The sequence below is a fragment of the Massilia sp. CMS3.1 genome, from assembly GCF_051262535.1.
Classification (GTDB): Bacteria; Pseudomonadota; Gammaproteobacteria; order Burkholderiales; family Burkholderiaceae_D; genus Telluria.
In genome coordinates this window covers 349479-372496 of the sequence record NZ_JBIMES010000001.1, presented here as the reverse complement: position 1 = coordinate 372496, position 23018 = coordinate 349479, and the positions used below count along the sequence as shown (strand labels likewise).

Sequence of the window (23018 nt, the reverse complement as noted above, 5' to 3'; positions counted from 1 at the left end):
TGTCAAGCCGCGGCGATGGCATGGTTCGACATCCGCTCGATCGCCTGGCACAGCGACGAGTGATCGAGATGCGCCATGCCGTGTGCGGCGCAGGAATTCATCAGCTCCTGCACGGTGGCGGTGCTCGGCAGCGAGATCCCCAGGCTCTTTGCGCCCTGCAGCGCAAGGTTGAGGTCCTTCTGGTGCAGTTCGATCCGGAACCCCGGTGCGAAGGTGCGCTTGACCATGCGCTCGCCGTGCACTTCCAGGATGCGCGAAGCGGCAAACCCGCCCATCAGCGCCTCCCGGACCTTTGCCGGGTCGGCGCCCGCCTTCGAGGCGAACAGCAGGGCCTCTGCTACGGCCTGGATGTTCAGCGCAACGATGATCTGGTTCGCCACCTTGGTGGTCTGGCCGTCGCCATTGCCGCCCACGAGCGTGATGTTTTTCCCCATCAGTTCAAACAGCGGCCTGACCCGGTCGAACGCCTCTTGCGAGCCGCCCACCATGATCGTCAGCGTGGCGGCGCGCGCCCCCACCTCCCCGCCCGACACCGGCGCGTCGAGGTAGTCGCACTGGCGCTTGTTGATCCTTTTTGCAAACTCCTTGGTAGCCATCGGCGAGATCGAACTCATGTCGACCACGATCTTGCCCGGCGCCAGACCGGCGGCCACCCCGGTCGCGCCGAACAGCGCCTCTTCCACGTGCGGGGTGTCGGGCACCATCACAATAATGATGTCAGCCCGTTTTGCCACCTCGGTGGCGTTGGTGCAGACGGTGGCGCCGGCCTCGACCAGCGACAGCGGCGGATTTTTCAGGTCGTGCAGGTACAGTTTGCAGCCGCCCGCCTGCAGGTTGGCGGCCATGGGCCCGCCCATGATGCCAAGGCCGATGAATCCTACTTTCGTCATGATGGTCTCCAGGTTTGAAATGTGTGCAAAGCGCTTTGCAGTACGTGTCTACAGGCCGTGTTCGGCCATCCAGCCCAGACCCTGCGCGCTGCCGGCCCTCGGCTTGTATTCGCAGCCGACCCAGCCGGCATACCCGATCTCGTCGAGCATGCCGAGCAGGTAGCGGTAATTGATCTCGCCCGTGCCCGGCTCGCAGCGGCCTGGATTGTCGGCCAGCTGGATGTGGCGGATCAGCGGCAGGTTAGCCTTGATCGTCGCCGCCAGTTCGCCTTCCATGCGCTGCATGTGATAGATGTCGTACTGCAGGAACAGATTGTCCGAGCCAGTCTCGCCGATGATGTCCAGCGCCTGGCGCGTACCGTGCAGGAAGAATCCGGGGATATCGAAGGTGTTGATCGGCTCGATCAGCAGGCCGATTCCTTCGGCCTTGCACTGGCCGGCGGCGAACGCGAGGTTCGCCACCAGCGTAGCGTGCGCTGCCTCGGGCGCGACCCCGGGCGGCACGATGCCGGCCAGGCAGTTGAGCTGTTTGACGCCAAGCGCCTTGGCATAGCCGATCGCCGTGCCCACACCGTCCTGGAATTCGGCACCGCGCCCCGGATGGCAGGCGATGCCGCGCTCGCCGCGGGCCCAGTCTCCGGCCGGCAGGTTGTGCAGCACCAGCTCGAGACGCCACGCGTCGAGCCTGGCGGCGATTTCTTCTGCCCGAAACGCGTAGGGAAACAGGAATTCGACGCCGCGAAAGCCTGCCTTCGCGGCGTGCTCGAAGCGGTCGAGGAACTCGACCTCGGTAAATAGCATGGTCAGGTTGGCGGCAAGTTTGGTCATCTCGGTTCCTTGTGCTGGCGTCACTCGACGTCGAGGACTTCGTTAAACTCGTTGAGCGCGTCGATCTCGGTGCCCATCGCTATGTTAGTGACGCGCTCAAGGATAATTTCGACCACCACGGGCACGCTGTATTGCTTCATCAGTGCGCGCGCGCGCTCGAAGGCCGGGATGATATCGGCCGGCCGGAATACCCTGAGTGCTTTGCACCCCAGGCCCTCGACCACGGCAACGTGATCGACGCCGTACCCTTCCAGTTCGGGTGCGTTGACGTTTTCGAATGCCAGCTGGACACAGTAGTCCATCTCGAAGCCGCGCTGCGCTTGCCGGATCAGGCCGAGATACGCGTTGTTCACCAGTACGTGGATATACGGAAGCTTGAACTGTGCAGCCACCGCCAGTTCCTCGATCATGAACTGGAAGTCGTAGTCGCCCGAGATGGCGACGATGTCGGCATCGGGGTCGGCCACGCGCACACCGAGCGCCGCCGGGATGGTCCAGCCCAGCGGGCCGGCCTGACCACAGTTGATCCAATGGCGCGGGTGGTGCACGTGCAGGAACTGGGCGGCAGCGATCTGCGACAGGCCGATGCTGGCCACGTAGCGCACATCACGTCCGAAGTATTGGTTCATCTCGTGGTAGACGCGCAGCGGCTTGACCGGCACGTCGGCAAAATCGCTCTTGCGCAGCATGGTGCGCTTGCGCTCCTGGCACGCTCCCAGCCACTCGGAATGATCGGCCAGCCTGCCACTGGCGCGCCACTCGCGGGCCAACTCCACCAATTGCTCCAGCGCGGCCTTCGCATCCGACACGATGCCGAAATCGGGACCGAACACGCGGCCGATCTGGGTCGGTTCGATATCGATGTGGACGAAGGTGCGATCCTTGGTGAACACCTCGATGCCCCCGGTATGGCGGTTGGCCCAGCGATTGCCGATGCCCATGACGAAATCGGAGGCCAGCATCGTCGCATTGCCGTAGCGGTGGCTTGTCTGCAGGCCCGCCATGCCCGCCATCTGGGGATGGTCGTCGGGGATCGAACCCCACCCCATCAGGGTCGGAATCACGGGGACGCCAGTGATCTCCGCGAACTCGACCAGCAGCGCGCACGCGTCGGCATTGATGATGCCGCCGCCGGCGGTCAACAAGGGACGCTGCGCCCGGTTCAGCATGTCGAGCGCTTTCTCGATCTGTGCGCGGGTAGCCCTGGGCTTGTACAGCGCCATCGGCTCGTAGGTGTCGCCGTCGAACTCGATCTGCGCCATCTGCACGTCGATCGGCAGGTCGATCAGCACCGGGCCGGGCCGGCCGGAGCGCATCAGGTGGAACGCCTGCTGGAACACGCGCGGCACCAATGCCGGCTCGCGCACGGTGACGGCCCACTTGGTGACCGGCTTGGCGATCGACTCGATGTCGACTGCCTGGAAGTCCTCCTTGTAGAGGCGGGCACGCGGCGCCTGGCCGGTAATGCAAAGAATAGGTATCGAATCTGCTTGCGCCGAATAAAGACCTGTAATCATGTCGGTGCCCGCCGGCCCGGAGGTGCCGATGCACACGCCCAGGTTGCCGGCCTTGGCCCGGGTGTATCCCTCGGCCATGTGCGAGGCGCCCTCGACGTGGCGCGCCAGGAAGTGGCGAATGCTGTCGCGCTTGCGCAGCGCGGCGTAAAACGGGTTGATCGCGGCGCCAGGCACGCCGAAGGCGACGCTAATCCCTTCTTTTTCCATCACCAGGACCGCTGCCTCTGCTGCTGTCATCTTTGCCATGCCATACCTCCAGGCTCATAAAAGTAAAAAGTACACTTGCGATGAACGTATGCTAGAGCGTTGGAGGGCACTTGATAAGAACACAAAAAATAGGTTTATTCGATACCTGGAGTATGGAACACTGCAGGCATGGATAAAGTCAAACAGATGTGCGCCTTCGTCGATGCGGTCGACAAGGGCAGCCTGGCGCGCGCTGCGCTGGAACAGAACATCACGCCGGTCATGCTGGCGCGACGCATCGATGCGCTGGAGCGGCGCCTTGGCGTCAAGCTGCTGCACCGGACTACGCGCCACCTGACCTTGACCGAATCGGGATCGCTCTTCCTCGAGCACTGCCGCAAACTGCTGGCAGAAATCGAGATGGCCGAAACCATCGTTTCCGAAGGTCGTGACCAGGCAAGCGGGCACCTGATCGTGTCGGCACCGGCGGCGTTCGGACGGCTGCACGTGGCGCCGCACGCCCCGGCCTTCCTGGCGGCCAATCCGAAAGTGCAGATTTCATTCAACCTCACCGACCACGTGGTCGATCTGGTTCGGGAAGGATACGAACTGGGGATCAGGATCGGCGGAGTGCTCGATCCGAGTTTCGTCGCCGGCCGTCTGGCGACCAACCGGCGTGTGGTGTGTGGTACTCCGACCTACTTCGCGCGCTGCGGCATTCCGCGCACGCTCGACGAGCTGGCGCAGCATAACTGCCTGGCCTTCAACCTGCAGGGCGGGCAGCAGCGCGGCTGGTACTTCCAGAAGGACGGCAAGCCGGTGACGATCAAGGTGAACGGCAACCTCGATTGCAATGACGGGGAATTGCTGCACCGCTGGGCGAGCGAAGGACTTGGGCTGGCCTGGCGTTCAACCTGGGAGATACAGGCGCAGCTGGCGGCCGGCGAACTGATGACAGTGCTCGACGAGTACGCCCTGCCCGACTACGACATCATGGCGGTTTACATGCAGCAGCGCCACCTTCCCGCCAGGGTACGTTTCTTCATCGATACACTGAAAGCCGTATACGCCCAGCCAGGGTACTGGACCCGGCCGCTCATGCGCTAGGGCGGCAACCGCCCTGGCCCCTTTCCCGTCGCGGTCTATTCCAATCGGGCTGCCGGTCGCGCCATCGTGGTCGCCGCCAGCACCTGTCCACCGCCGTAGCTGCCCTGCACCGGGTCGGCGCCGCCCGGGGTCACCCGGATCGCGCAGTATTTGAACTCCGGGATCTTGGCGAACGGATCGAGGGCGGCATTGGTGAGCCGGTTGATGGCCGCTTCGTAGTAACAGAACGGTACGAAGATCGCGCCGCGCGGTGAACTGTCGTCGGCACGCGCATACAAGGTCACGCGGCCCCGCCGCGACTCGATGGTGACGACCGCGCCCGGCTGCGCCCCCATCGCCGCCAGGTCGAGCGGATGCACCAGCGCCACCGGATCGGGCTCGAGCGCATCGAGCACCAGTGCGCGCCGCGTCATGCTGCCCGTGTGCCAGTGTTCCAGCTGGCGCCCGGTGATCAGCACCATCGGATATTCCAGATCCGGCCGTTCAGCGGCCGGGATGATGTCCGCCGGGACGAAGCGGGCACGCCCCGATTCACGCGGGAAGCGGGCGGTGAACACGACCGGCTGCCCGGGATCGCCCTCCTTCGTGCACGGGTACACCACCGCGTGCTCGCGCTCCAGCCGCTCCCACGTGATACCGCCGATGCTCGGCATGGTGCGGCGCATCTCGTCGAAGACTTCCGACACGTGGCCGTAGTTCCAGTCCAGACCCAGTCGGCGTGCGAGCTGCTGGATGATCCACAGGTCGGGCTTTGCCTGGCCTGGCGGGTCGAGCGCCTGGCGTCCCATCTGTACCAGGCGATCGGTATTCGTGAAGGTCCCGGTTTTCTCGGGGAACGCGGTCGCCGGCAGGATCACGTCCGCCAGGTAGGCAGTTTCCGTGAGGAAGATATCCTGCACTACCAGGATATCCAGCGCCGCGAGCGCCGCGCGCGCGTGGTTGGCGTCCGGATCGGACATCGCGGGATTCTCGCCCATGACGTACATGCCGCGCACATCCCCATGCAAGATCGCATGCATCACCTCGACGACGGTCAGGCCTGGCGTACTGTCCAGCGTGCCGGGCTCGAGCCGCCATGCGGCCTCGAAGCGCGCCTGCACCGCCGGGTCGGACACGTGCTGGTAGTCCGGATACATCATCGGGATCAGGCCGGCATCGGACGCTCCCTGCACGTTGTTCTGGCCGCGTAGCGGATGCAGGCCGGTGCCAACACGGCCGATCTGCCCGGTCATCAGGGCCAGCGCGATCAGGCAGCGCGCGTTGTCGGTGCCGTGCACGTGCTGGGACACTCCCATCCCCCACAGAATGATCGAGGCGCGCGAGGTCGCGTACAGGCGAGCGGTATAGCGCAGGGTCTCGGGGTCGATGCCGCAGATCGGCGCCATCGCCTCGGGACTGTAGCCCTCGACGTTCTTCTTCAGGTCCTCGTAGCCGACAGTGCGGCTTTCGATGAACTCGCGGTCGACAAGGTTCTCGTGGACGATGACGTGCATCATCGCGTTCAGCATGGCGACGTCGGTATCCGGCTTGAACTGCAGGAAGCGGTGCGACATGCGCGCCAGTTCCGAGCGGCGCGGGTCGCACACCACCAGCTTGGAGCCGTTTGCGACCGCGTTCTTGATCCAGGTGGCAGCCACCGGATGGTTAACGGTCGGGTTGGCGCCGATGACGAGTATCACCTCGGCATTGACCACATCCATCACCGGATTCGATACCGCGCCCGAACCGATACCTTCGAGCAGCGCCACCACCGACGATGCATGGCACAGGCGGGTGCAGTGGTCGACGTTATTGCTGCCGAAGCCCGTCCGTACCAGTTTCTGGAACAGGTAGGCCTCCTCGTTGCTGCCCTTGGCCGAGCCGAAGCCCGCCAGCGCCTTCTTGCCGTAAGTGTCGCGGATCTGCGCCAGCGTGCCGCCCGCCCGTTCCAGTGCCTCGTCCCAGCTGGCCTCGCGGAAGTACTCCAACACGCGGGTCGGGTCCATCTCGACGTCGCCGCGTTTTGGCGCGTCGGCACGGCGGATCAGGGGCACTGTCAGGCGATGCGGATGTTGCGCGTAGTCGAAGCCGTAGCGTCCCTTGACGCACAGGCGCCCGTGGTTGGCCGGACCGTCGCGGCCCTCGACATACAAAATCTTGTTATCCTTGACGTTATAGGTCAACTGACAGCCGACGCCGCAATACGGGCAGACCGACTCCACCTGCTTGTCCGGGATGTTCAGCGCCACTTCGCGCGCCGGCATCAGTGCGCCGGTCGGGCAGGCCTGCACGCATTCGCCGCAGGCCACGCAGGTGGAGTTACCCATTGGATCGTCCATGTCGAACACGATCCTGGTATCCGGACCGCGCAGCGCCAGGCCGATCACGTCGTTCATTTGCTCGTCGCGGCAGGCGCGCACGCAGCGCGTGCACTGGATGCACGCATCGAGGTTGACGGTGATGGCGGCATGCGAATGGTCCGGTGCGACGCGCTCGCGCGCTTCGAAGCGCGGTTTGCCCACGCCCAGCCTGGCCGCCCATTGGTCGACTTCGTTGTGGCGCGTGTACTCGGCTTCCGGCATATCGGACTGCAGCAGTTCGAGCACCATCTTCTGCGCCGCACGGGCGCGCTCGCTGTCGGTGCTGACCTTCATGCCGGGCGACGGGAAGCGGCAGCACGACGGCGCCAGCACGCGCTCGCCGTCAATCTCGACCATGCAGGAACGGCAGTTGCCGACCGTGTCCAACCCTTCCTTGTAGCACAGGCGGGGAATCTCGAGACCTTCGCGATCGGCGATCTCGATGATCGTCTCGTTGGCAAGGCCGGTGACCGTGCGGCCATTGAGTTCAAAGCTGACGGTTGGTGCATTCACCTGCGCCATTTCATTACGGGTAATTGCGTTCATCTTTTATCCCAGCTCGTGTGGAAAATACTTGACGACGCAGTCGACCGGATTGGGCGCTGCCTGTCCCAGCCCGCAAATGGAGGCGTCGCGCATCACCTGCGACAGCTCGGCCAGCAACGTCAGGTTCCAGCGCGGCTGTTCAATCAGCGCCGCCGCCTTCGAGGTGCCGACCCGGCACGGCGTGCATTGGCCGCACGATTCGTGCTTGAAGAACTGCATCGTGTTGCGGGCAGCGCCGACCGCGCTGTCCTGGTCGGACAGGACGACCACCGCGGCCGATCCGATGAAGCAGCCGTACGGCTGCAGGGTGTCGAAGTCGAGCGGGACATCGCTCATCGACGCAGGCAGGATGCCGCCCGACGCGCCGCCCGGCAGGTAGGCATAGAAACCATGTCCGTCCTGCATGCCGCCGCAGTACTCCTCGATCAATTCGGCGATGGTGATGCCGGCCGGCGCCAGCTTGACGCCGGGTTCCTTGACCCGCCCGGAAACCGAGAACGAGCGCAGTCCCTTGCGGCCGTTGCGGCCATGGCCTGCGAACCAGTCGCCGCCCTTTTCGAGGATGTCGCGCACCCAGTGCAGCGTCTCGAAGTTATGCTCCAGGGTCGGGCGACCGAACAGGCCGACCTGCGCCACATACGGCGGACGCAGGCGCGGCATGCCGCGTTTGCCTTCGAGCGACTCGATCATGGCCGATTCTTCGCCGCAGATGTAGGCCCCGGCGCCGCGGCGCAGGACGATCTCGGGAATGCCCTGTACGGGCGGGTCGGCGCGCAGCAGCGCGAGCTCGCTTTCGAGCAGCGCACGGCAGCCGTGGTATTCGTCGCGCAAATAAACGTAAATAGTGTCGATGCCAACTGCCCAGGCAGCGATCAGCGCTCCCTCAAGGAAGCGGTGCGGGTCGCGCTCGAGGTAGAAGCGGTCCTTGAAGGTGCCTGGCTCGCCCTCGTCGATGTTAATCGCCATCAGTCGGGGCCCTTGCTCGGCGCGAACGATGCGCCATTTGCGCCCGGCCGGGAAGCCTGCGCCGCCGAGGCCGCGCAGGCCAGAGTGTTCCATCGTGCGCAGCACCGCATCGACGTCGTGCACGCCGGCGACGCACTCGCGCAGCAGGCGATAGCCGCCGCCCTCCCGGTAAGCCAGGTAGCCGCTGTAGTGACTCGGCACATGGACGGTGGCGCCGGCAGTCACCGCGGCTTCGACCGCCTCAACCGTCGCGAACGGCATCGGGTTCTGGCCGACGACGGCCGCAGGGGCCTGCTCGCAGCGGCCGATGCAAGGCGCCGCGAGCACGCGCACGCCGCGGCCCAGAATCGCCGGCAACTTGTCGAGCAGCGCACGGGCGCCGGCCATCTCGCATGACAGGCCCTCGCACACCCGCACGGTCAGTGCGGCCGGCGCCTCGCCGCCTTCCTTCACCACGTCGAAGTGGTGATAGAAGGTTGCCACTTCGTACACCTCGGTCTGCGCCAGCTTCATTTCGCTGGCCAGCGCGGCCAGGTGCGCCGCCGACAGGCAGCCGAAGCGGTCCTGGATCTTGTGCAAGTGCTCGATCAACAGGTCTGCCTGGCGCGACTCGTTGCCGAGCAGTTCCCGCACTTGCGCCAGTGCGGCAAGATCGACGCGACGCCCTTTGGGCGCTTCACGCTTGCGTTGGCGCGAGGCGCCTTCGACTCTGATTGGAATGATCATTTGGTTCATGGCTGGATCCGCTACAGAATGGCCTTGACGGCCTGATGCCTGCTGCGCGCGGTTGCGTGCAGCGTCGAAAGAATGATGGCGCTGGCGCCGTGGCCAGCTTCAGATTACCCGCTCGTCGCGCAGCACGGCAATGTGCTCGCGAGAGTAGCCCAGTTCGGACAGCACTTCGTCGGTATGTTCACCCAGCAGGGGCGAACGGAGCACCTCGGTCGGGCTGTCGGACAGCTTGATCGGGTTACCCACGGTAAGGTAGGGGCCACGCTCGGGATGATCGACCTCGACAATGGTGCCCGAGGCGCGCAGCGACGGCTCCTCGGCGATTTCCTTCATCGACAGGATCGGTCCGCACGGGATATCGTACTTGTTCAGAATGTCCATCGCCTCGAACTTGGTCAGGCTGCTGGTCCACTCCTCGACAGTAGCGAATATCGACATCAGGCGCGGCAGGCGCGCCTTTGGCGTCGCATAGTCGGGGTCGGTGATCCACCCCTCGCGCCCGATCAGTTTGCAGATCGAGGCCCAGACCGGCGCCTGCGCAATGAAATAGATATACGCGTTCGGATCGCTTTCCCAGCCCTTGCACTTGAGGATCCAGCCGGGTTGCCCACCTCCCGAGGCGTTACCGGCGCGAGGGACAGAAGTGCCAAACTGGCCGTTGGCAAACTGCGGATACTCTTCCATGACACCATTGCGCTCGAGGCGCTGCTGGTCGCGCAGCTTGACCCGGCACAGGTTCAGCACGGCATCCTGCATCGAGGTGAGCACCTTTTGGCCGCGTCCCGTGGCGTTTCGCTGGTACAGCGCGGTCACGATGCCCAGTGCCAGATGCAGGCCGCTGCCGCTGTCGCCGATCTGGGCGCCGCTGACCATCGGAGGACCATCGTCGAAACCGGTGGTGGCCGCCGCGCCGCCGGCGCACTGGGCCACGTTTTCATAAACTTTGCAGTGCTCATAAGGGCCGGGGCCGAAGCCCTTGACCGATGCGACGATCATGCGCGGATTGAGCTCCTGGATACGCTCCCAGCTAAAGCCCATCCGATCAAGCGCGCCTGGAGCGAAATTCTCGACGAGCACATCGCATTCCTTGATCAGCGTTTCCAGCACTTCCTTGCCGGCAGGCCGCTTGGTATCAAGCGTTATTGAGCGCTTGTTATGGTTGAGCATGGTGAAGTAAAGGCTGTCCACACCCATGATGTCGCGCAACTGATTGCGTGTGGCATCGCCCTCACCGGCCCGCTCAACCTTGATCACATCGGCCCCGAACCATGCCAGGAGTTGGGTACAGGTTGGCCCGGACTGGACATGGGTGAAATCGAGAATGCGAACGCCTTCCAACGCTTTGCCCATACCTGTTTCCTCCGAAGATTTATGTTAGCTTTTTTGCATTCTGCGCCCACCAATGCTTCCGTGCAAATGTTACCCACGTGACATAGCAATAAGGTCGAATCATTCTATCGAGGCGAACCCGACTTGTTCATTGACCGAAGTCAAGATTCACCAAACGACGTTCTGCCAGGCGCACGAGAGAAAGCGGGCTTCCGAAGAAGCCCGCTTTCTGTGTTACCGAACGCTTGCGCCAAAGCGGTCAGGCAGGCAAGGCGCCTTGGGTAACAGTCTTCTCTTTTGCGAACAGATCCTTGGAGTACGCCACGTGCTTGGCCAGGACTGGTCGCAGGACCACGATCGCAAGGAGCGCCGCGGTCAGGTCCATGGCGGCAACTGTGTACAGGACGGTCGACCAGGTGCCGGTCGCCTCCATCATGAGGTTGCCGACCGGGACGAACAGCGCGCCAATACCCTTTGCCGTGTACAGGACGCCGTAGATTTTTCCGATGTGTTTGGTACCAAACGCATCGCCGGCAAGAGCAGAGAACAGTGAGTACACTTCGCCCCACGCAAGAAACACGATACCGGACAGGATCAGGAATGCATACGGATTGCTACCGAAGTAACCGAGTGCAATGATGCCAATACCTTCAAGCGTGAACGCGATGACCATGGTCTTCTCACGACCGATATGGTCCGAGATCCAGCCGAACAGCGGACGCGAGATGCCGTTCATGATGCGATCGAGCATCAGGGCAAGGGGCAAGGCAGCCATCACGAAGAAGTGCATATCTACCTGGAACTCTTTCACCCCCAGGTCCTTTGCGATAACGCCGAGCTGTGCAACTGCCATCATGCCGCCAGTGACCACCAGGATGAACATCACGAACATCAGCCAGAACAGCTTGGTGTTCATCGCCTCTTTGAGCGTGTAGTCACGGGTTGCTTGCATCAGCTTGCTCGACTTCCTGACCTCAGCCGGCTTTGGCGAGCGCAGGAACCATGCAGCGACGAAGGCCAGAGAGCCCTGCAGGATGCCGAAGAAGAAGAAGGTTTCCTGAAAACCCGACGACTCGATCATGGCCGCGATCGGCAAGATCGTCGCGGCCGAACCCGCGCCGTAACCACCCGCAGTGAGGCCGACGGCGAGGCCGCGGCGATCCGGGAACCACTTGAGCGCATTGTTAATACAAGTCGCATAAATCGAGCCTACCCCGATGCCGCCGACGGCTGCCCCGAGATAGAAGCCCGCGAGGCTGGTGGCTTGCGAATTGATAACCCAGGCCATGCCGATGAAAATGGCGCCAAACGCGACCATCAGGCGCGGGCCGAACTTGTCAATAAAATAACCTTCGATAGGCGCGAGCCAGGTCTGGACGATGACGAATACCGTAAAGGCGATCTGGATACTGGCGCGGGACCAGCCGTAGGTATCCTGGATTTCAGGAACGAACAAGGTCCAGGCATACTGGATATTCGCGGTTGCAATCATGCAGATGACGCCGACGGCGAGCTGTATCCATCGTGTTCTGTCAGAGAGCGGTTGATCAGGGCGAAGCGCCGCTGTCGATGAATTATGCATTTGGCGCTCCTTGAATCGATAGTTTTTTTCTATTCGAAGGTGCAGACGGGTACGCGAGCGCCCTGCGCGCCAGCTTGGATGTGGTCTCTAGCATTTCATGTCTCCATTATTATGGTGTGATGTGCTTGCTTCACGTTGAGCCTTAAACTCGCGTTCCGGTCCTTACGCTTTTTCTCATTGAAAGATTTATAAAGCAATAAGTATTTTAAAAAGCCGTCAGCATGTCGGAAGCGGCAGAACTGCCGGCCACCAAGCGCGACAGCCGCTCATGACAGCGTCGTCCTGATTGTGAAAGTTCGATATTGCCGCTCTCCTCCTATAGAAAAATTGCATACCTCGACGACCGCAGGTTCCGATTGCGTTCACTACTTTCACCCCAGGCGCATGATCCGGTGACGCCGCATCGTGGTCTGGAAAGAAAGTGAAAGTAAGACGATGTTGCAAGAGCCGAATGCGAGAATCATTGACCGCGGTTATGTTTTAAGTTTTTTTCACGGCCTGCCGCCGGAGGCTTTGACATCACGAGCGCCCGCGCCATTGACGCCAAGCAGCTAGCTTCACGTGTCGTGAGTCCTCTACGCACTATTCCCAGAAGTATTATTTATTTCTTATTTGAATTTTTTTGCCAGCAGCGCTGGCGCGACACCGTTCGTACGGTGCAAGCTGTGAACAATCGTCAGCGCAGGCACGGCTGTTCGGCGAGGCCGAAGTGCTTGCCCGAGATCGCGGGCGCCACTGCCGGGCAGTTTAGTCAAGCAACTGGCAGCGCAAAGCAGAAGGGCAGTGGGAGCAGACGAACCCCTTGGCGTTCAATTACCGCACCTGTTTCGATTGTGCGGGTCATACTTCGCTCATCGAGTATTACAATTACCGCGAATATCCGATGGGTCGGTATATGAGCCCTGCATTTTGTTCCGTAAGTCCAGTGCGCCTGTGCGATAAAGCAATTGGAGCATTCACCCTGCGTCGTAACAAGAAATAATAGCGTCGTGCGTAGTTGGGAAACAAAACGCCCGAATATCAAGGCGGTTCACGGGAGACGTCTGCTTTTATCTGCATCGGATGGATGGGTAACCTGGCCGCTCATGCGACGAGTGGTGGCGAGCTCGAATTTGATTACGCATCGCCGCTCCGCGATCGATTGATCGACCGCAGCAAGTTTCGTTGGATTTAAAATCAATGATTCGAGTACTTTGCCAATCTTTTCTGTCAACGTCGAAAGGACGCTGATGCAAGGCTCGCGCGATAAGTCTTCCAGCTCTGTCGCAGGACGAACGACACACACTGCGAGAAATAGGAATTTCCCGCATTCTCAGTCGCGGATGCCGGCTCAGGGGATTTTACGATCGAGTCAAGGATTGACGTCGCAGCAGACTGCTGACGAGTCCACGGCGCATTTGAAGAGTGTTGATTTGAACAGTGGCGAGAACGCCGGAATAAGCTCGGTCTAGCCGTTTGCATGAAGGACGTCAGAGGTGTACTGTCAATAAAAGACACGCTCGTCCCGAGCTTTCTGCGGCTGTTCGCTGAAGGACTCGGCGAATAAGGTTGGCGGAATAAACCCGACACGGGAATGACGCCGCTGTCGGATATAGAAAATCTTGAGGTCCGGTATAGTCCGGAACTCAACGGCATCGCGCTCTCGTTAAAGCATGCCAAGTATTCCTGGCGACGCTTTGCAACTATCAACGTCGCCTACTTACTCAATGAAATTCAGTCATTGGTGAGCAGCTTTGGAAGCATATTCACGATAAAGTTTGTCTTATCATTTAGCCAGGCCAGCGGATGCTTCGTTTTAGGAAAAAGCACTCCGGGATCAATCGGCTGCCGCCTCGCTGTCGGCGGGCCCGGGTTTCTCGGCGCCGAATACCGCCTTGTCGAGTTTGGCCAGGCGGTCCTCCCACGCCGTCACGCTGTTTGCGCTGGCCAGCTGAACCTCGAGCATGGCCTTTTGCTGCCGGAGTTCGTTGCACAGTTCAGCGACCCGTGTGGATGCCTCTTCAGCCTGCGCCGCCCGGTTCCGGCTCTCTGCAAGCTGAGCCTCCAGCACGGCGACGCGCGATTCGACAGTCTGGAGCTGCTCGATTTTTCGCGCAAGGTTCCGGCCAGCGTCCCGTTCGAGATGCAATGCCTGTTTATTCGCGCCCAGTTCGCTTGCAAGCGCCGCGGCTTCCTTGTTCAACCGGGTCAATTCCTCCTGCTTGAGCGATACCGCGAGCTGCCCTTGCCGCAGTTCGGCCTGCAAGCCATGCACCTGCTGTTCATGGCGCCGGCTTTCCTGTTCGCGCTGTTCCCTGGACGCGCTTCGATAGTGCTCCAGCGAGTCGCGTGCATGCCGGTGCTTTTCTTCCAGTGACGCCTGGTGCCGCTCAGCGTCCGCGAGTCTTTCGCCAAGATCACGACTGCGCTGCTCCGCAGTGTGCCTGGCAATTTGTTCAATGCTTAGCTGGTCCTTTAGCCCGGCCAAGTCCTGCTCGGTCGACGCCAGTTGCCGGGACACGCCCTCCAGCGCTTGCCGCATGTCGACCAGCTGCGATTCGAGCGCAGCCTGGACGTGCTCGTGCGCTTCCTGCAGTTCAGCCATTCGGACGCGCATCACTTCGACCGTAGTGGCGGCTTCACCCTTGAGCTGATCCGCAAGCTGGGTCACCAATGCCTGGATGGCGTCGCTCACGCCAGCTTGCTGACCGCCCTCCTCGGCTTCGATCTCCCGCAAATACTTGTGGATCGTCGTCTTTGACCCGGTATTCCCGAGAGCGGCGCGAACGGCGTCAATGGACGGATGCCGCCCTTCGGCAACGACCGCATCCCGCGCGCGTTTGACGTCAGAAAAATAAACTCCGGCACGTGCCATAAGTGTTCTCCGTAAAATAACGTACTGCATTACATACTAATGTATTACGTACTAATATTGTAAAAATTCACCCCCATAATTTTTGATTTTATACGCTTTATAATGAAAGATTATCCCGTGTCAGCAATGGTTTTCGCTCTAAAATGCGCGTTCACCGGTACATTTGCTCGTTGCCGGCAATTTCCAAAGCGCGAACCGAACCATGAGCACTGTCGACATTTACGCGCGCGCAGCCACGCGTGAGAACACCCAGCGCAGCTACCGCTCGGCCTTGCAGCACTTCGAAGTCGAATGGGGCGGCCTGCTGCCGGCAAGCCCCGATACCGTTGCGCGCTATCTCGCCGAGCACGCCGGGACGCTGTCGATCAGCACGCTGCAGCAACGCCTGGCGGCGCTCGCCGACTGGCATCACACGCATGGATTTGCCGACCCGACCAGGTCGCAGATCGTGCGCAAGGTCTTGAAGGGGATCCGCGCTTTGCATCCAGCGCGGCAGAAGCAGGCGCGTCCAATCCAGCTGGAACAGGTCGGCCAGATTGCGCTCTGGCTCGACGAAGCGATCGCGGCCGCCACGCTGGCCGGCCGCCGACCGGATCACTTACGCCATACGCGCGACCGCGCCCTCCTCCTGCTGGGCTTCTGGCGTGGTTTTCGCGGTGACGAGCTCACACGCCTGCGGATTGAACATATCGATGCGGTGTCTGGCCAAGGAATGACTTGCTTCCTTTCCCAATCAAAAGGCGACCGGGAATTGCGCGGCAAGACATTCAAGGCCCCGGCACTGCGTTCCCTTTGTCCAGTCGATGCGTATCTCGCCTGGGTTGCATTGGCTGGAATGACCGAGGGCCCGGTCTTTCGCGCGGTGGATCGATGGGGAAACCTTAGCGACGCGGGTCTGCATATCAACAGTCTTGTTCCCGTGCTGAGGGCCTTGTTCCATCATGCGGGCATCGCCTTGGCGCACCAGTACAGCGGCCATTCCTTACGCCGTGGCTTCGCCAACTGGGCGACGTCGAACGGTTGGGACCTGAAAACGCTGATGGAATACGTCGGCTGGCAAGATGCCCACTCCGCCATGCGCTATATGGATGCCACCGATCCGTTCGCAACCATGCGTGCCGCGCAAGTTCGAGCATGAGCCTCAGCGGTGTAACGCACTGGCGGCTCCCAGAGCGCTTTCCACCAACCCCAGCCGTTTCTTCTGCCGGCCTGGTTCTTCAGGAATCTGCCGACCCGCACCCTGCTCCCGATAAAGCCGAGCCGACGACGGATTTCTTGGTCGAGGGGTTTGCCCCTTTCTTGAAGACCAGGATCGGAGTGGTATGCGCGGCCTTGCTTGGGAGTGCTCGGAGTTGTTGGCGTTCGAAAACCTGTTTTTAGTTTCGATCTTAGTTGGTTAGTTACCTTTTTTGTGTTAGCTTGAGATATTTTCCTTTTAGTCCAATTGCCATGCCTGATCTAACATCGTGGAACGCCGATCCCGTCAAGGCGTTCAAGCAATTTGTCTTCACTACCGATTTCGCTGAGACAGGCCGGCGCTTGCGCGCCGACGGCACGTTCAAGGTAGTGTCGGAGGAATCGGCCAAGGTCTACATCTTTATGTTTGCCAATGTGACAGGCTGGATGGGGGAACGAAAAATGACCCTGTCGACCGTGACGCATGCCGACCTCCTGCGCTTTGTCAACCGCGAAGAGAACAGCAAGCGCGTGCTCAACAGCAAGATCGCCTACCGTTACCTGCGCCTGCTGGAACGTTGCTACGAATACCTGGCTGCCGACCCCAACCCTGCCACGCAGGCGATCCTCGGCATCGACCGCGCCCATCTGGCGAAAGATGAGGCCGGTCGAACCTTATCCGACGATCAGCTGCAACGCTTCTTCGCTGCCCTTCCCGCCCACCCGCCGCGGCGCCGTCAGGTAACGCCCTTCGACGGCTGGAAGCGCCGGCGTGACCGCGCCATGCAGGTCGTCATCGCGCTGGCAGGCCTGCGTGTTGCGGAAGCGACTGGCCTGCTCATCCACGAGATCGGCCAGCAGACGGCCATCGACGGATCCATCGAACTGACGATTACTCCCGAAGAAAAGCACGACACCAGTTACGAACACACGATCAGCCTGCCGTGCGAAGGCGTTGCCGAACTCCGTGCCTGGCTGGAAGAACGCAAAAACATGGGTATTCCGGGCGAGTTCGCCTTCCCTGCTAACCTGGTTGGCAAGAAGTTAACGAAGAAAACCGTGTATATGCAAATTCGGGCCACCTTCGAGCGCGCGGGAATGGACCTGGCGCGCTCGGGCGGCAGAACCTTGCGCAATACATTCGCAAAGCGGCAACTGGACAGCGGCGCGAGTCCTGACGATCTGAAGGACGTGCTCGGCCTGGCGCTCGAGCGTTCAGCCGCCGACTACAAGCTCACCCGTGTGAAACCGGATCCGGCCACATGAACCATCCGTCACATTCGACACTCCGGGCCAGTGTGCTGGCGCTGTCGGATGCCGGCGTCCTCGAGAACCTGGGCCCGAGCGCCGTGCCCTGACACTGCCATTTATTCCGCCATCACGGGAAAAACTTCGGTTTTTCCGAACCAACGCTCCGTATAATCCGTTTTTTTACCGTGTCTACTGATCTATACTCACTGCACATAAATGGTGCAGCCACCTTACGATACGCAGCAACTAACGACCAGTGACCCAACAGACGCCCTCGCTACCTCGACCATTCGCCTTTATGGCCAGTTCCTCCCGATCGACCGTGCAGGAGCGTGCCTGAATCATGACCGGTATGCGCTATTCCGCCCTGATCCTTCCGATTGCGTTTGCCCTCGTGCTGGCATTCCTGTTGCAGCACTTCCTCGGTTCGCTCGCCTGGGCCGGGCTGCTGGCCGTCATCACCTGGCCGCTGCATACGCGCCTGCTGCAGCGCGGATGGCATCGCGCCCTCTCTGCAAGTACCCTGCTCGGCGTCCTGATCGTCAGTTTCGTCGGGCCCGCGCTACTGCTGCTCGACACCTTGAGCCATGAAATGGCGGGCGTGCATCGCCTGGTCGGCCACCTCAACGAGGCGGGCGTGCCGGTACCGGGCTGGATTGCCGACCTTCCCATCATTGCCACCTCGGCAAGGGAATGGTGGGAAAAGCACCTGGCCGTGCCCGGCGGCCTGAATACCCTGATCCAGACGACGGTCGGCGATTTCATGCCGCACCTGAGCGGGGCGGCGCGCAGCTGGGGCTCGACCATCCTGGCCAATGCGCTGTATCTGTTCCTCACCCTGCTGACGCTGTTCGTGCTCTACCTGCACGGCCACGCGGTGGTGCGCTACGTCGACCGCACCGGGATGCGCCTGGTTCCGGCGCACTACGGCATGCTGCGCCGCGTGTTGCCCCTGTCGGTACGCGGCACCGCACTCGGCCTGTTTTCGATCGCGATTCTTGAAGGCGTCGTACTCGGAATCGCCTATGCGGTGGCCGGCGCCCCGGCGCCAGTCCTCCTGGGCGTGATCACCGGTTATCTCGCATTGATTCCCGGCGGTGCGCCGCTGTCGTTCACCATGGTGTCGCTCCTGCTGCTGGGCCAGGGACACTCGGCGGCGGCGCTCGGGCTGTTCATGTGGGGAACGATCGAGCTGTTCCTGGTCGACAAATTCGTCCGGCCCAAGCTGATCGGCCATAAGGTCAACCTGCCCTTCCTGGCGGTCCTGTTCGGCCTGCTCGGCGGCGTCTCCACGCTGGGCGTGATTGGTCTGTTTGTCGGACCGTTCATCATGGCCGTCCTGTTCGTGTGGTTGCGCGAAGGCACGGACCCCGCGACGCTTGAACGCCCCGCGGCCGCCAGTACAAAGGCCACATAGCGCGACCCGTGCTCGCCACCGATAACCGCGCCATGTCACCGGAGCGCGTTTGATCGCGATCAACCTCACCCTCGGGTCGGGCGCCAGACTGGTGTTAGATACGCGCCGACGCGCGCCATGTCCCCGACCCAGGAGGCACCATGTTCAAACGAATTCTGTTACCAACCGACGGATCCGAACTATCCGCGCGCGCCGTGCTGGCGGGCGTGAGTTTTGCGAAAGAGATCGGCGCCCAGGTGGTCGGCGTGACCGCCCTGCCCGACTTCAAAACCATCACCGTCGACACCGACATGCTCGAGAGCACCGAGGATGAGTACCTCGCCTCCAGCGAAGCACGTGGAGCCAAGCATCTGGCGACGATCGCGGATGCGGCCAAGTCGGTTGGCGCCGAGTGCACCACCGTGCTTGTGCGTTCCGACGATCCGCACGAGGCCATCCTGCGCACCGCGCGTGACCGGGGCTGCGACCTCATCATCATGGCTTCGCACGGCAGGCACGGCCTGGGCGGTTTGCTGCTGGGGAGCGAGACACAGAAAGTGCTGGTGCACAGCGCGATTCCCGTGCTGGTCTATCGCTGAGCGCGGATTACACCCAGTAGATAAAGGCGGCCAGCGCCACGATCAGCAAGACCTTCGTCACCTTGTAGGCGGTCCCGTTCCACGCCTTGTACTGGCGCCGGTATTGGCCCATGACGTGCGAGATGCGGAACAGTTTGCTGACGAGGCCGGTCTGGTCGCCGCTTTCGTTGGGCGAACTGGCGGCCGTCATCATCGTGCGGCCGAGCCAGCGGTTGATCGCCGCCATCCAGCGGTAACGCATCGGCCGCTCGATGTCGCAGAACAGGATGATGCGGTCGCTGTCGCTGCCGTTGACCGCCCAGTGGATATAGGTTTCGTCAAAAATCACGCCCTGGCCGTCGCGCCAGCTGTGACGCTCGCCGTCGACTTCGATGAAGCAGCGGTCGTCGTTGGGCGTGGCCAGGCCCAGGTGATAGCGCATCGAGCCGGCAAACGGGTCGCGGTGCGGATTGAGCTTGGCGCCGGGTGGCAGTTCGGCGAACATCGCCGCCTTCACCGACGGAATTGCCTGCAGCAGCGCATGGGTTTGCGGGCACAGGCGCGCAGCCGACGGATGGCTGGCGTCGTACCACTTCAGGTAGAAACGCTTCCAGCCGGTCTTGAAGAAGGAATTGAAGCCGGCGTCGTCGTTATGCTCAGCCGCCTTGATCTTGTTCAGCGAAATCAGATGCTCCGCCTCGGCGCGGATGATCTGCCAGTTCGCCTGCAGCGGCGCCAGTTCGGCGAAGTCGCGCACGGGAATGTAGGGGGTGCTTGGCACCCGCGAAAACAGGTGCATGAACAAGTTGATGGGCGCCATGAACGACGAATGGTCGAACAGCTGGCGGCCGAACGGCAACCGTACCTTGCCGCGGAAGTGGATATGAAGAACCGCGAGGAAATAAAAACCGACCACCGCCCACTTCATCGTGTCCCCAACCCGGCCCGCAGGACCAGCGTCAACGTAAATAGGGCGCAAGAATAGCATATTCACCAGGCCCCCGACCGGGGGCCCGGTGAAAACAACTTTACTTGTCGCGTACACACCGAAGCTTGCGCATTGTGAGCGCGCGCTGCGGCGAAAGGGTTTAGAGCCTATCCCAGTAGACTGGGGGAAGCTGGTGGCGATGCATGGCAAGCGCGGGCAAGGCGTGAGGAGGCCGCATGGCTGGCCATGCAAGGACGAGCAACGCAGCACGCGTTTGTCAGGCGCGCCAGCAGCGACTCCAGGCTACTGGGACAGGCTCTTACTGCAAGGCCGTCATCGCGTAACCTTTTTCGGCAAGCTGGTCAGTGAGATTGTCGATCGCGAAGTCGGGCAGTTGATCGGCGTTATCGTCGATCTCGAAGGCCTTTGCCTCGACTTCCCAATCGGTATTCGTGGCTTCTTCGGGGATGTTGCGAGTTTCCGGCACGGCCAAGTAGGAGAACTTGCCGTCGCTTTCGGCTCTGCGGTAGATGTCCAGGCGCATAATCGTTTCCTTACTGTGAAAAAGCGCGCTTTCGGATGAAAGCGTACGACTCCACAGTAGGCGATCGCCACTCCGGCGTCTGTTAATTTCCGCACACTCTGCCGGACTGGGCGGCTGATCATCTTCCGGGCGACAGGCCAAGCACGCGCGCCGGCAGCATCAGGACCGCGCGCAGCAGGCCCAAGACGGCGTCGACACTCATCCCCAGCAGCCGCAAGGGCAGCAAGACCAGCCAGACAATGGGATACAGCACCAGCGCCAGCAAGGCGAGCGGCCAGCACAGGAACAGGAGTAGCAGCCACAGCAGGAAACCGAACATCGCACGCTCCAGGGAAGTGATGGAGCCAGTGTACGGCGCGAGCGAACGGGATGCGGGCCGATGCGATGAACGGCAGGCTGGAGGCCGCCAAGCTGCAGAATCGCGCGACGAACCAGCCTGAAATTCAGGCCAGCCGGGGAGCTACGAGCCGTTTACGCGAATTCGGCAGTGCGAATGGCGACCGGCGCCGTCGCCTCGATCCCATCGGGTGCCAGCGTGGCGCGGATCGATGCCTGCAGACTCGGAATCGAGGCCCCGGCGCGGTATTGGAACGCGACGTTCACGACGTCGCCAGCGACCACATCGAGGGATTTCACCAGCGGCAGCGTCATGTAATGGTTCAGCCAGTCGATGGTCGTGCCGCGTTCCTGCACGATAGCCAGCACATTCTTGGTCACGAAGCGCAGGGCATTGAGCGTTCCATCCTGCTCCACCGTGAAACTGCCGCGCCAGGCGATCAGGCTGCCCGTTGCCTCGGCGAAGTCGAGCACGCTGTACACCGCCGGCTGGGCCAGCTCCAGCGTGCCCGGCCAGGCGACAGTCGTATCCTGGAACTGCACGATCGGCGCGTGGAAACCGTGGAAATTGTAGTCCTGCTGCAGCGGCTGGACGGCCATGACGACCGCTTCCGGCATGAAGATCGGCAGCGGGCCGCCGAAACGCGCGAGGTAGCGCTCCTTGAACGCTTCAATGACGGCCACCTGCTTTTCGCGCAGCATGGCGACATGGATCATTTCGCAGATCACGACGTCGACCGGCTCGGGCGGCAGGTACTCGAAGGCATCGGCGTGGATCACCTCGACCTTTTGGCCGTTCGGGTTCATCGCCAGGAAACGGCGCGCCTCGATCACCAGGTCCGGATTGAACTCGACGCAGTACACCTTGTCGGCCTGCTGGGCCGCGAAATACGAGAGCACGCCGGTGCCGCCGCCCAGCTCGAGCACTTTCATGCCGGGACGCACCGCATGCGCGATCGCCGCCTGGAAGGCATTCATGCGGTTCTGGTCCATCAGCATGTTGTGGTGGTAATGGACCGGGATGAATTGGCCGAGGTAGCAGCTTTCGATTTCGCGTTCGTTCAGCATGGGAGATCCTTGGTAAGCGACACTGTTGCCGTGTCGCAATGTTCGATTTGATGACGCGATTATGCGGCGCCCCGGGGGTGGGCGATAGGAGGAGGAAAGGCGGGAATACCCGCCAGTTCCGGCGACACAGGCAGGGTTGGCGAAAAAAAGCCGGCTTGAAGGAGCCGGCCAGTGGATTACAGGACCAACTCAGCGGCCTCGTTCGAGTGCCTTGGCCACACGCGGCTTGCCGGCGCGCTCGGCCAGCTGCACGGCGGTCAAGCCTTCGGTGTTCCTGCGCACGCGGTCGGCGCCGTGGGCGATCAGGACCAGCGCCGTGCCGTCATGCCCTTCGCGCGCCGCCATCATCATCGGTGTGTAGCCGCCACTGGCCTTAGGCGAGACCGGGTCGACCTGCGCGCCGCGCGCGAGCAACAGGCGCACGATCTCCTCGTCGCCACTGGACGCGGCGTAGTGCAATGCTGTCCAACCCGGCTGGTCGACGGCCGCGCCCCTGGCCAATAGAGCTTCCACGGCGGGACGGTTGCGCTTGAACGCCGCCATCATCAGCGCCGTATTGCCGTTCGCAGCCTTCGTCTCCAGATCCGTTCCGCGATGCTCGAGGAACACCTTGACCACGTTCATCGCATCCTCGCGCAGGGCCTGCACCAGGCCCGGCTCGCCCCCGATCGGATTGATCTGGTTGGCGTTGACGACCGCACCCAACATGGTCCTGACCGTCCTGGCGTCGTCCATCTGCACGGCACGGAAAAAGCTGGTCAGCTGCCTTTCGTTGGGCGGCACGGGCGCCGCGGCAACGACGCCGCAGGCCAGGCCGAGACCGAGTACGGCAGTGCGAAGGAGGAGGCGGCGCGTTGGGTGCATG

The 23018-nt window shown here is 62.0% G+C and carries 18 protein-coding genes; 5 read left to right on the top strand and 13 right to left on the bottom strand.

What is annotated here, in order from left to right; translation table 11 throughout:
• Positions 1-2 precede the first annotated feature (2 nt).
• Genes ACHAC9_RS01565 through gcl form a run of 3 tightly spaced genes read right to left on the bottom strand, consistent with a single transcriptional unit; the run spans position 3 to position 3481 of the window.
• Entirely contained in the window at positions 3-890 is an 888-nt protein-coding gene (locus ACHAC9_RS01565) for a 2-hydroxy-3-oxopropionate reductase (protein WP_435756447.1), read from the bottom strand.
• A 48-nt stretch (positions 891-938) separates the two neighbouring features.
• A complete protein-coding gene (gene hyi / locus ACHAC9_RS01560; protein WP_435756445.1) occupies positions 939-1718 on the bottom strand; it encodes a hydroxypyruvate isomerase in 780 nt (259 codons plus the stop codon).
• Positions 1719-1738: 20 nt separating this feature from the next.
• A complete protein-coding gene (gene gcl, locus ACHAC9_RS01555) occupies positions 1739-3481 on the bottom strand; it encodes a glyoxylate carboligase (RefSeq protein ID WP_435756443.1) in 1743 nt (580 codons plus the stop codon).
• Positions 3482-3610: 129 nt separating this feature from the next.
• On the opposite strand from gcl, the gene ACHAC9_RS01550 reads away from it, so the two are divergent.
• The gene (locus ACHAC9_RS01550) at positions 3611-4528 is read left to right on the top strand and encodes a LysR family transcriptional regulator (protein WP_435756441.1); all 918 of its coding nucleotides are present in this window, start codon (positions 3611-3613) and stop codon (positions 4526-4528) included.
• 35 nt (positions 4529-4563) lie between these two features.
• Here ACHAC9_RS01550 and fdhF read toward each other — a convergent pair whose 3' ends face one another.
• The 5 genes from fdhF to ACHAC9_RS01525 all read right to left on the bottom strand — a co-directional run bounded on the left by fdhF (position 4564) and on the right by ACHAC9_RS01525 (position 14876).
• Positions 4564-7413, bottom strand: coding sequence for a formate dehydrogenase subunit alpha (gene fdhF / locus ACHAC9_RS01545; protein WP_435756439.1), 2850 nt, complete (start codon positions 7411-7413; stop codon positions 4564-4566).
• 3 nt (positions 7414-7416) lie between these two features.
• Positions 7417-9114, bottom strand: coding sequence for an NADH-ubiquinone oxidoreductase-F iron-sulfur binding region domain-containing protein (locus ACHAC9_RS01540; RefSeq protein WP_435756437.1), 1698 nt, complete (start codon positions 9112-9114; stop codon positions 7417-7419).
• A gap of 99 nt (positions 9115-9213) precedes the next feature.
• Positions 9214-10461: a formyl-CoA transferase gene (frc, locus tag ACHAC9_RS01535; RefSeq protein WP_435756435.1), complete on the bottom strand. Its 1248-nt coding sequence runs from the start codon at positions 10459-10461 to the stop codon at positions 9214-9216.
• Positions 10462-10699: 238 nt separating this feature from the next.
• A complete protein-coding gene (gene oxlT / locus ACHAC9_RS01530; RefSeq protein ID WP_435756433.1) occupies positions 10700-12022 on the bottom strand; it encodes an oxalate/formate MFS antiporter in 1323 nt (440 codons plus the stop codon).
• A gap of 1816 nt (positions 12023-13838) precedes the next feature.
• Positions 13839-14876: a DNA-binding protein gene (locus ACHAC9_RS01525; RefSeq protein WP_435756431.1), complete on the bottom strand. Its 1038-nt coding sequence runs from the start codon at positions 14874-14876 to the stop codon at positions 13839-13841.
• Between the two features lie 202 nt (positions 14877-15078).
• On the opposite strand from ACHAC9_RS01525, the gene ACHAC9_RS01520 reads away from it, so the two are divergent.
• The 4 genes from ACHAC9_RS01520 (at position 15079) to ACHAC9_RS01505 (ending at position 19298) form a co-directional block, all read left to right on the top strand.
• A complete protein-coding gene (locus tag ACHAC9_RS01520; protein ID WP_435756429.1) occupies positions 15079-16014 on the top strand; it encodes a site-specific integrase in 936 nt (311 codons plus the stop codon).
• Between the two features lie 254 nt (positions 16015-16268).
• Positions 16269-17318 (top strand): site-specific integrase, encoded by a 1050-nt coding sequence (locus tag ACHAC9_RS01515; protein ID WP_435756427.1) that lies wholly within the window; start codon positions 16269-16271, stop codon positions 17316-17318.
• A 328-nt stretch (positions 17319-17646) separates the two neighbouring features.
• The gene (locus tag ACHAC9_RS01510; RefSeq protein WP_435756425.1) at positions 17647-18720 is read left to right on the top strand and encodes an AI-2E family transporter; all 1074 of its coding nucleotides are present in this window, start codon (positions 17647-17649) and stop codon (positions 18718-18720) included.
• 140 nt (positions 18721-18860) lie between these two features.
• Positions 18861-19298: a universal stress protein gene (locus ACHAC9_RS01505; protein WP_435756423.1), complete on the top strand. Its 438-nt coding sequence runs from the start codon at positions 18861-18863 to the stop codon at positions 19296-19298.
• Positions 19299-19305: 7 nt separating this feature from the next.
• On the opposite strand, the gene lpxO is transcribed toward ACHAC9_RS01505, so the two are convergent.
• The 5 genes from lpxO to ACHAC9_RS01480 form a co-directional block, all read right to left on the bottom strand.
• Complete coding sequence (gene lpxO, locus ACHAC9_RS01500; protein ID WP_435756421.1) at positions 19306-20205, bottom strand: lipid A hydroxylase LpxO; 900 nt, start codon at positions 20203-20205, stop codon at positions 19306-19308.
• A 319-nt stretch (positions 20206-20524) separates the two neighbouring features.
• Positions 20525-20749 (bottom strand): DUF6139 family protein, encoded by a 225-nt coding sequence (locus ACHAC9_RS01495; protein ID WP_435756419.1) that lies wholly within the window; start codon positions 20747-20749, stop codon positions 20525-20527.
• 118 nt (positions 20750-20867) lie between these two features.
• The gene (locus ACHAC9_RS01490; protein WP_435756417.1) at positions 20868-21068 is read right to left on the bottom strand and encodes a hypothetical protein; all 201 of its coding nucleotides are present in this window, start codon (positions 21066-21068) and stop codon (positions 20868-20870) included.
• 152 nt (positions 21069-21220) lie between these two features.
• Entirely contained in the window at positions 21221-22153 is a 933-nt protein-coding gene (locus ACHAC9_RS01485) for a methyltransferase domain-containing protein (protein WP_435756415.1), read from the bottom strand.
• A 189-nt stretch (positions 22154-22342) separates the two neighbouring features.
• A complete protein-coding gene (locus ACHAC9_RS01480; RefSeq protein WP_435756413.1) occupies positions 22343-23017 on the bottom strand; it encodes an ankyrin repeat domain-containing protein in 675 nt (224 codons plus the stop codon).
• Between the last annotated feature and the right edge of the window lies 1 nt (position 23018).

Bases quoted from the DNA above. Each gene is read 5' to 3' on its own strand.
- ACHAC9_RS01485 (WP_435756415.1), bottom strand. From the start codon at position 22,153: ATGCTGAACGAACGCGAAATCGAAAGCTGCTACCTCGGCCAATTCATC.
- frc (WP_435756435.1), bottom strand. From the start codon at position 10,461: ATGGGCAAAGCGTTGGAAGGCGTTCGCATTCTCGATTTCACCCATGTC.
- lpxO (WP_435756421.1), bottom strand. From the start codon at position 20,205: ATGAAGTGGGCGGTGGTCGGTTTTTATTTCCTCGCGGTTCTTCATATC.
- ACHAC9_RS01565 (WP_435756447.1), bottom strand. From the start codon at position 890: ATGACGAAAGTAGGATTCATCGGCCTTGGCATCATGGGCGGGCCCATG.
- ACHAC9_RS01550 (WP_435756441.1), top strand. From the start codon at position 3,611: ATGGATAAAGTCAAACAGATGTGCGCCTTCGTCGATGCGGTCGACAAG.
- ACHAC9_RS01495 (WP_435756419.1), bottom strand. From the start codon at position 20,749: ATGCGCCTGGACATCTACCGCAGAGCCGAAAGCGACGGCAAGTTCTCC.
- fdhF (WP_435756439.1), bottom strand. From the start codon at position 7,413: ATGAACGCAATTACCCGTAATGAAATGGCGCAGGTGAATGCACCAACC.
- ACHAC9_RS01480 (WP_435756413.1), bottom strand. From the start codon at position 23,017: ATGCACCCAACGCGCCGCCTCCTCCTTCGCACTGCCGTACTCGGTCTC.
- gcl (WP_435756443.1), bottom strand. From the start codon at position 3,481: ATGGCAAAGATGACAGCAGCAGAGGCAGCGGTCCTGGTGATGGAAAAA.
- ACHAC9_RS01510 (WP_435756425.1), top strand. From the start codon at position 17,647: ATGACCGGTATGCGCTATTCCGCCCTGATCCTTCCGATTGCGTTTGCC.
- ACHAC9_RS01540 (WP_435756437.1), bottom strand. From the start codon at position 9,114: ATGAACCAAATGATCATTCCAATCAGAGTCGAAGGCGCCTCGCGCCAA.
- ACHAC9_RS01490 (WP_435756417.1), bottom strand. From the start codon at position 21,068: ATGTTCGGTTTCCTGCTGTGGCTGCTACTCCTGTTCCTGTGCTGGCCG.
- ACHAC9_RS01520 (WP_435756429.1), top strand. From the start codon at position 15,079: ATGAGCACTGTCGACATTTACGCGCGCGCAGCCACGCGTGAGAACACC.
- ACHAC9_RS01505 (WP_435756423.1), top strand. From the start codon at position 18,861: ATGTTCAAACGAATTCTGTTACCAACCGACGGATCCGAACTATCCGCG.
- ACHAC9_RS01525 (WP_435756431.1), bottom strand. From the start codon at position 14,876: ATGGCACGTGCCGGAGTTTATTTTTCTGACGTCAAACGCGCGCGGGAT.
- hyi (WP_435756445.1), bottom strand. From the start codon at position 1,718: ATGACCAAACTTGCCGCCAACCTGACCATGCTATTTACCGAGGTCGAG.
- oxlT (WP_435756433.1), bottom strand. From the start codon at position 12,022: ATGCATAATTCATCGACAGCGGCGCTTCGCCCTGATCAACCGCTCTCT.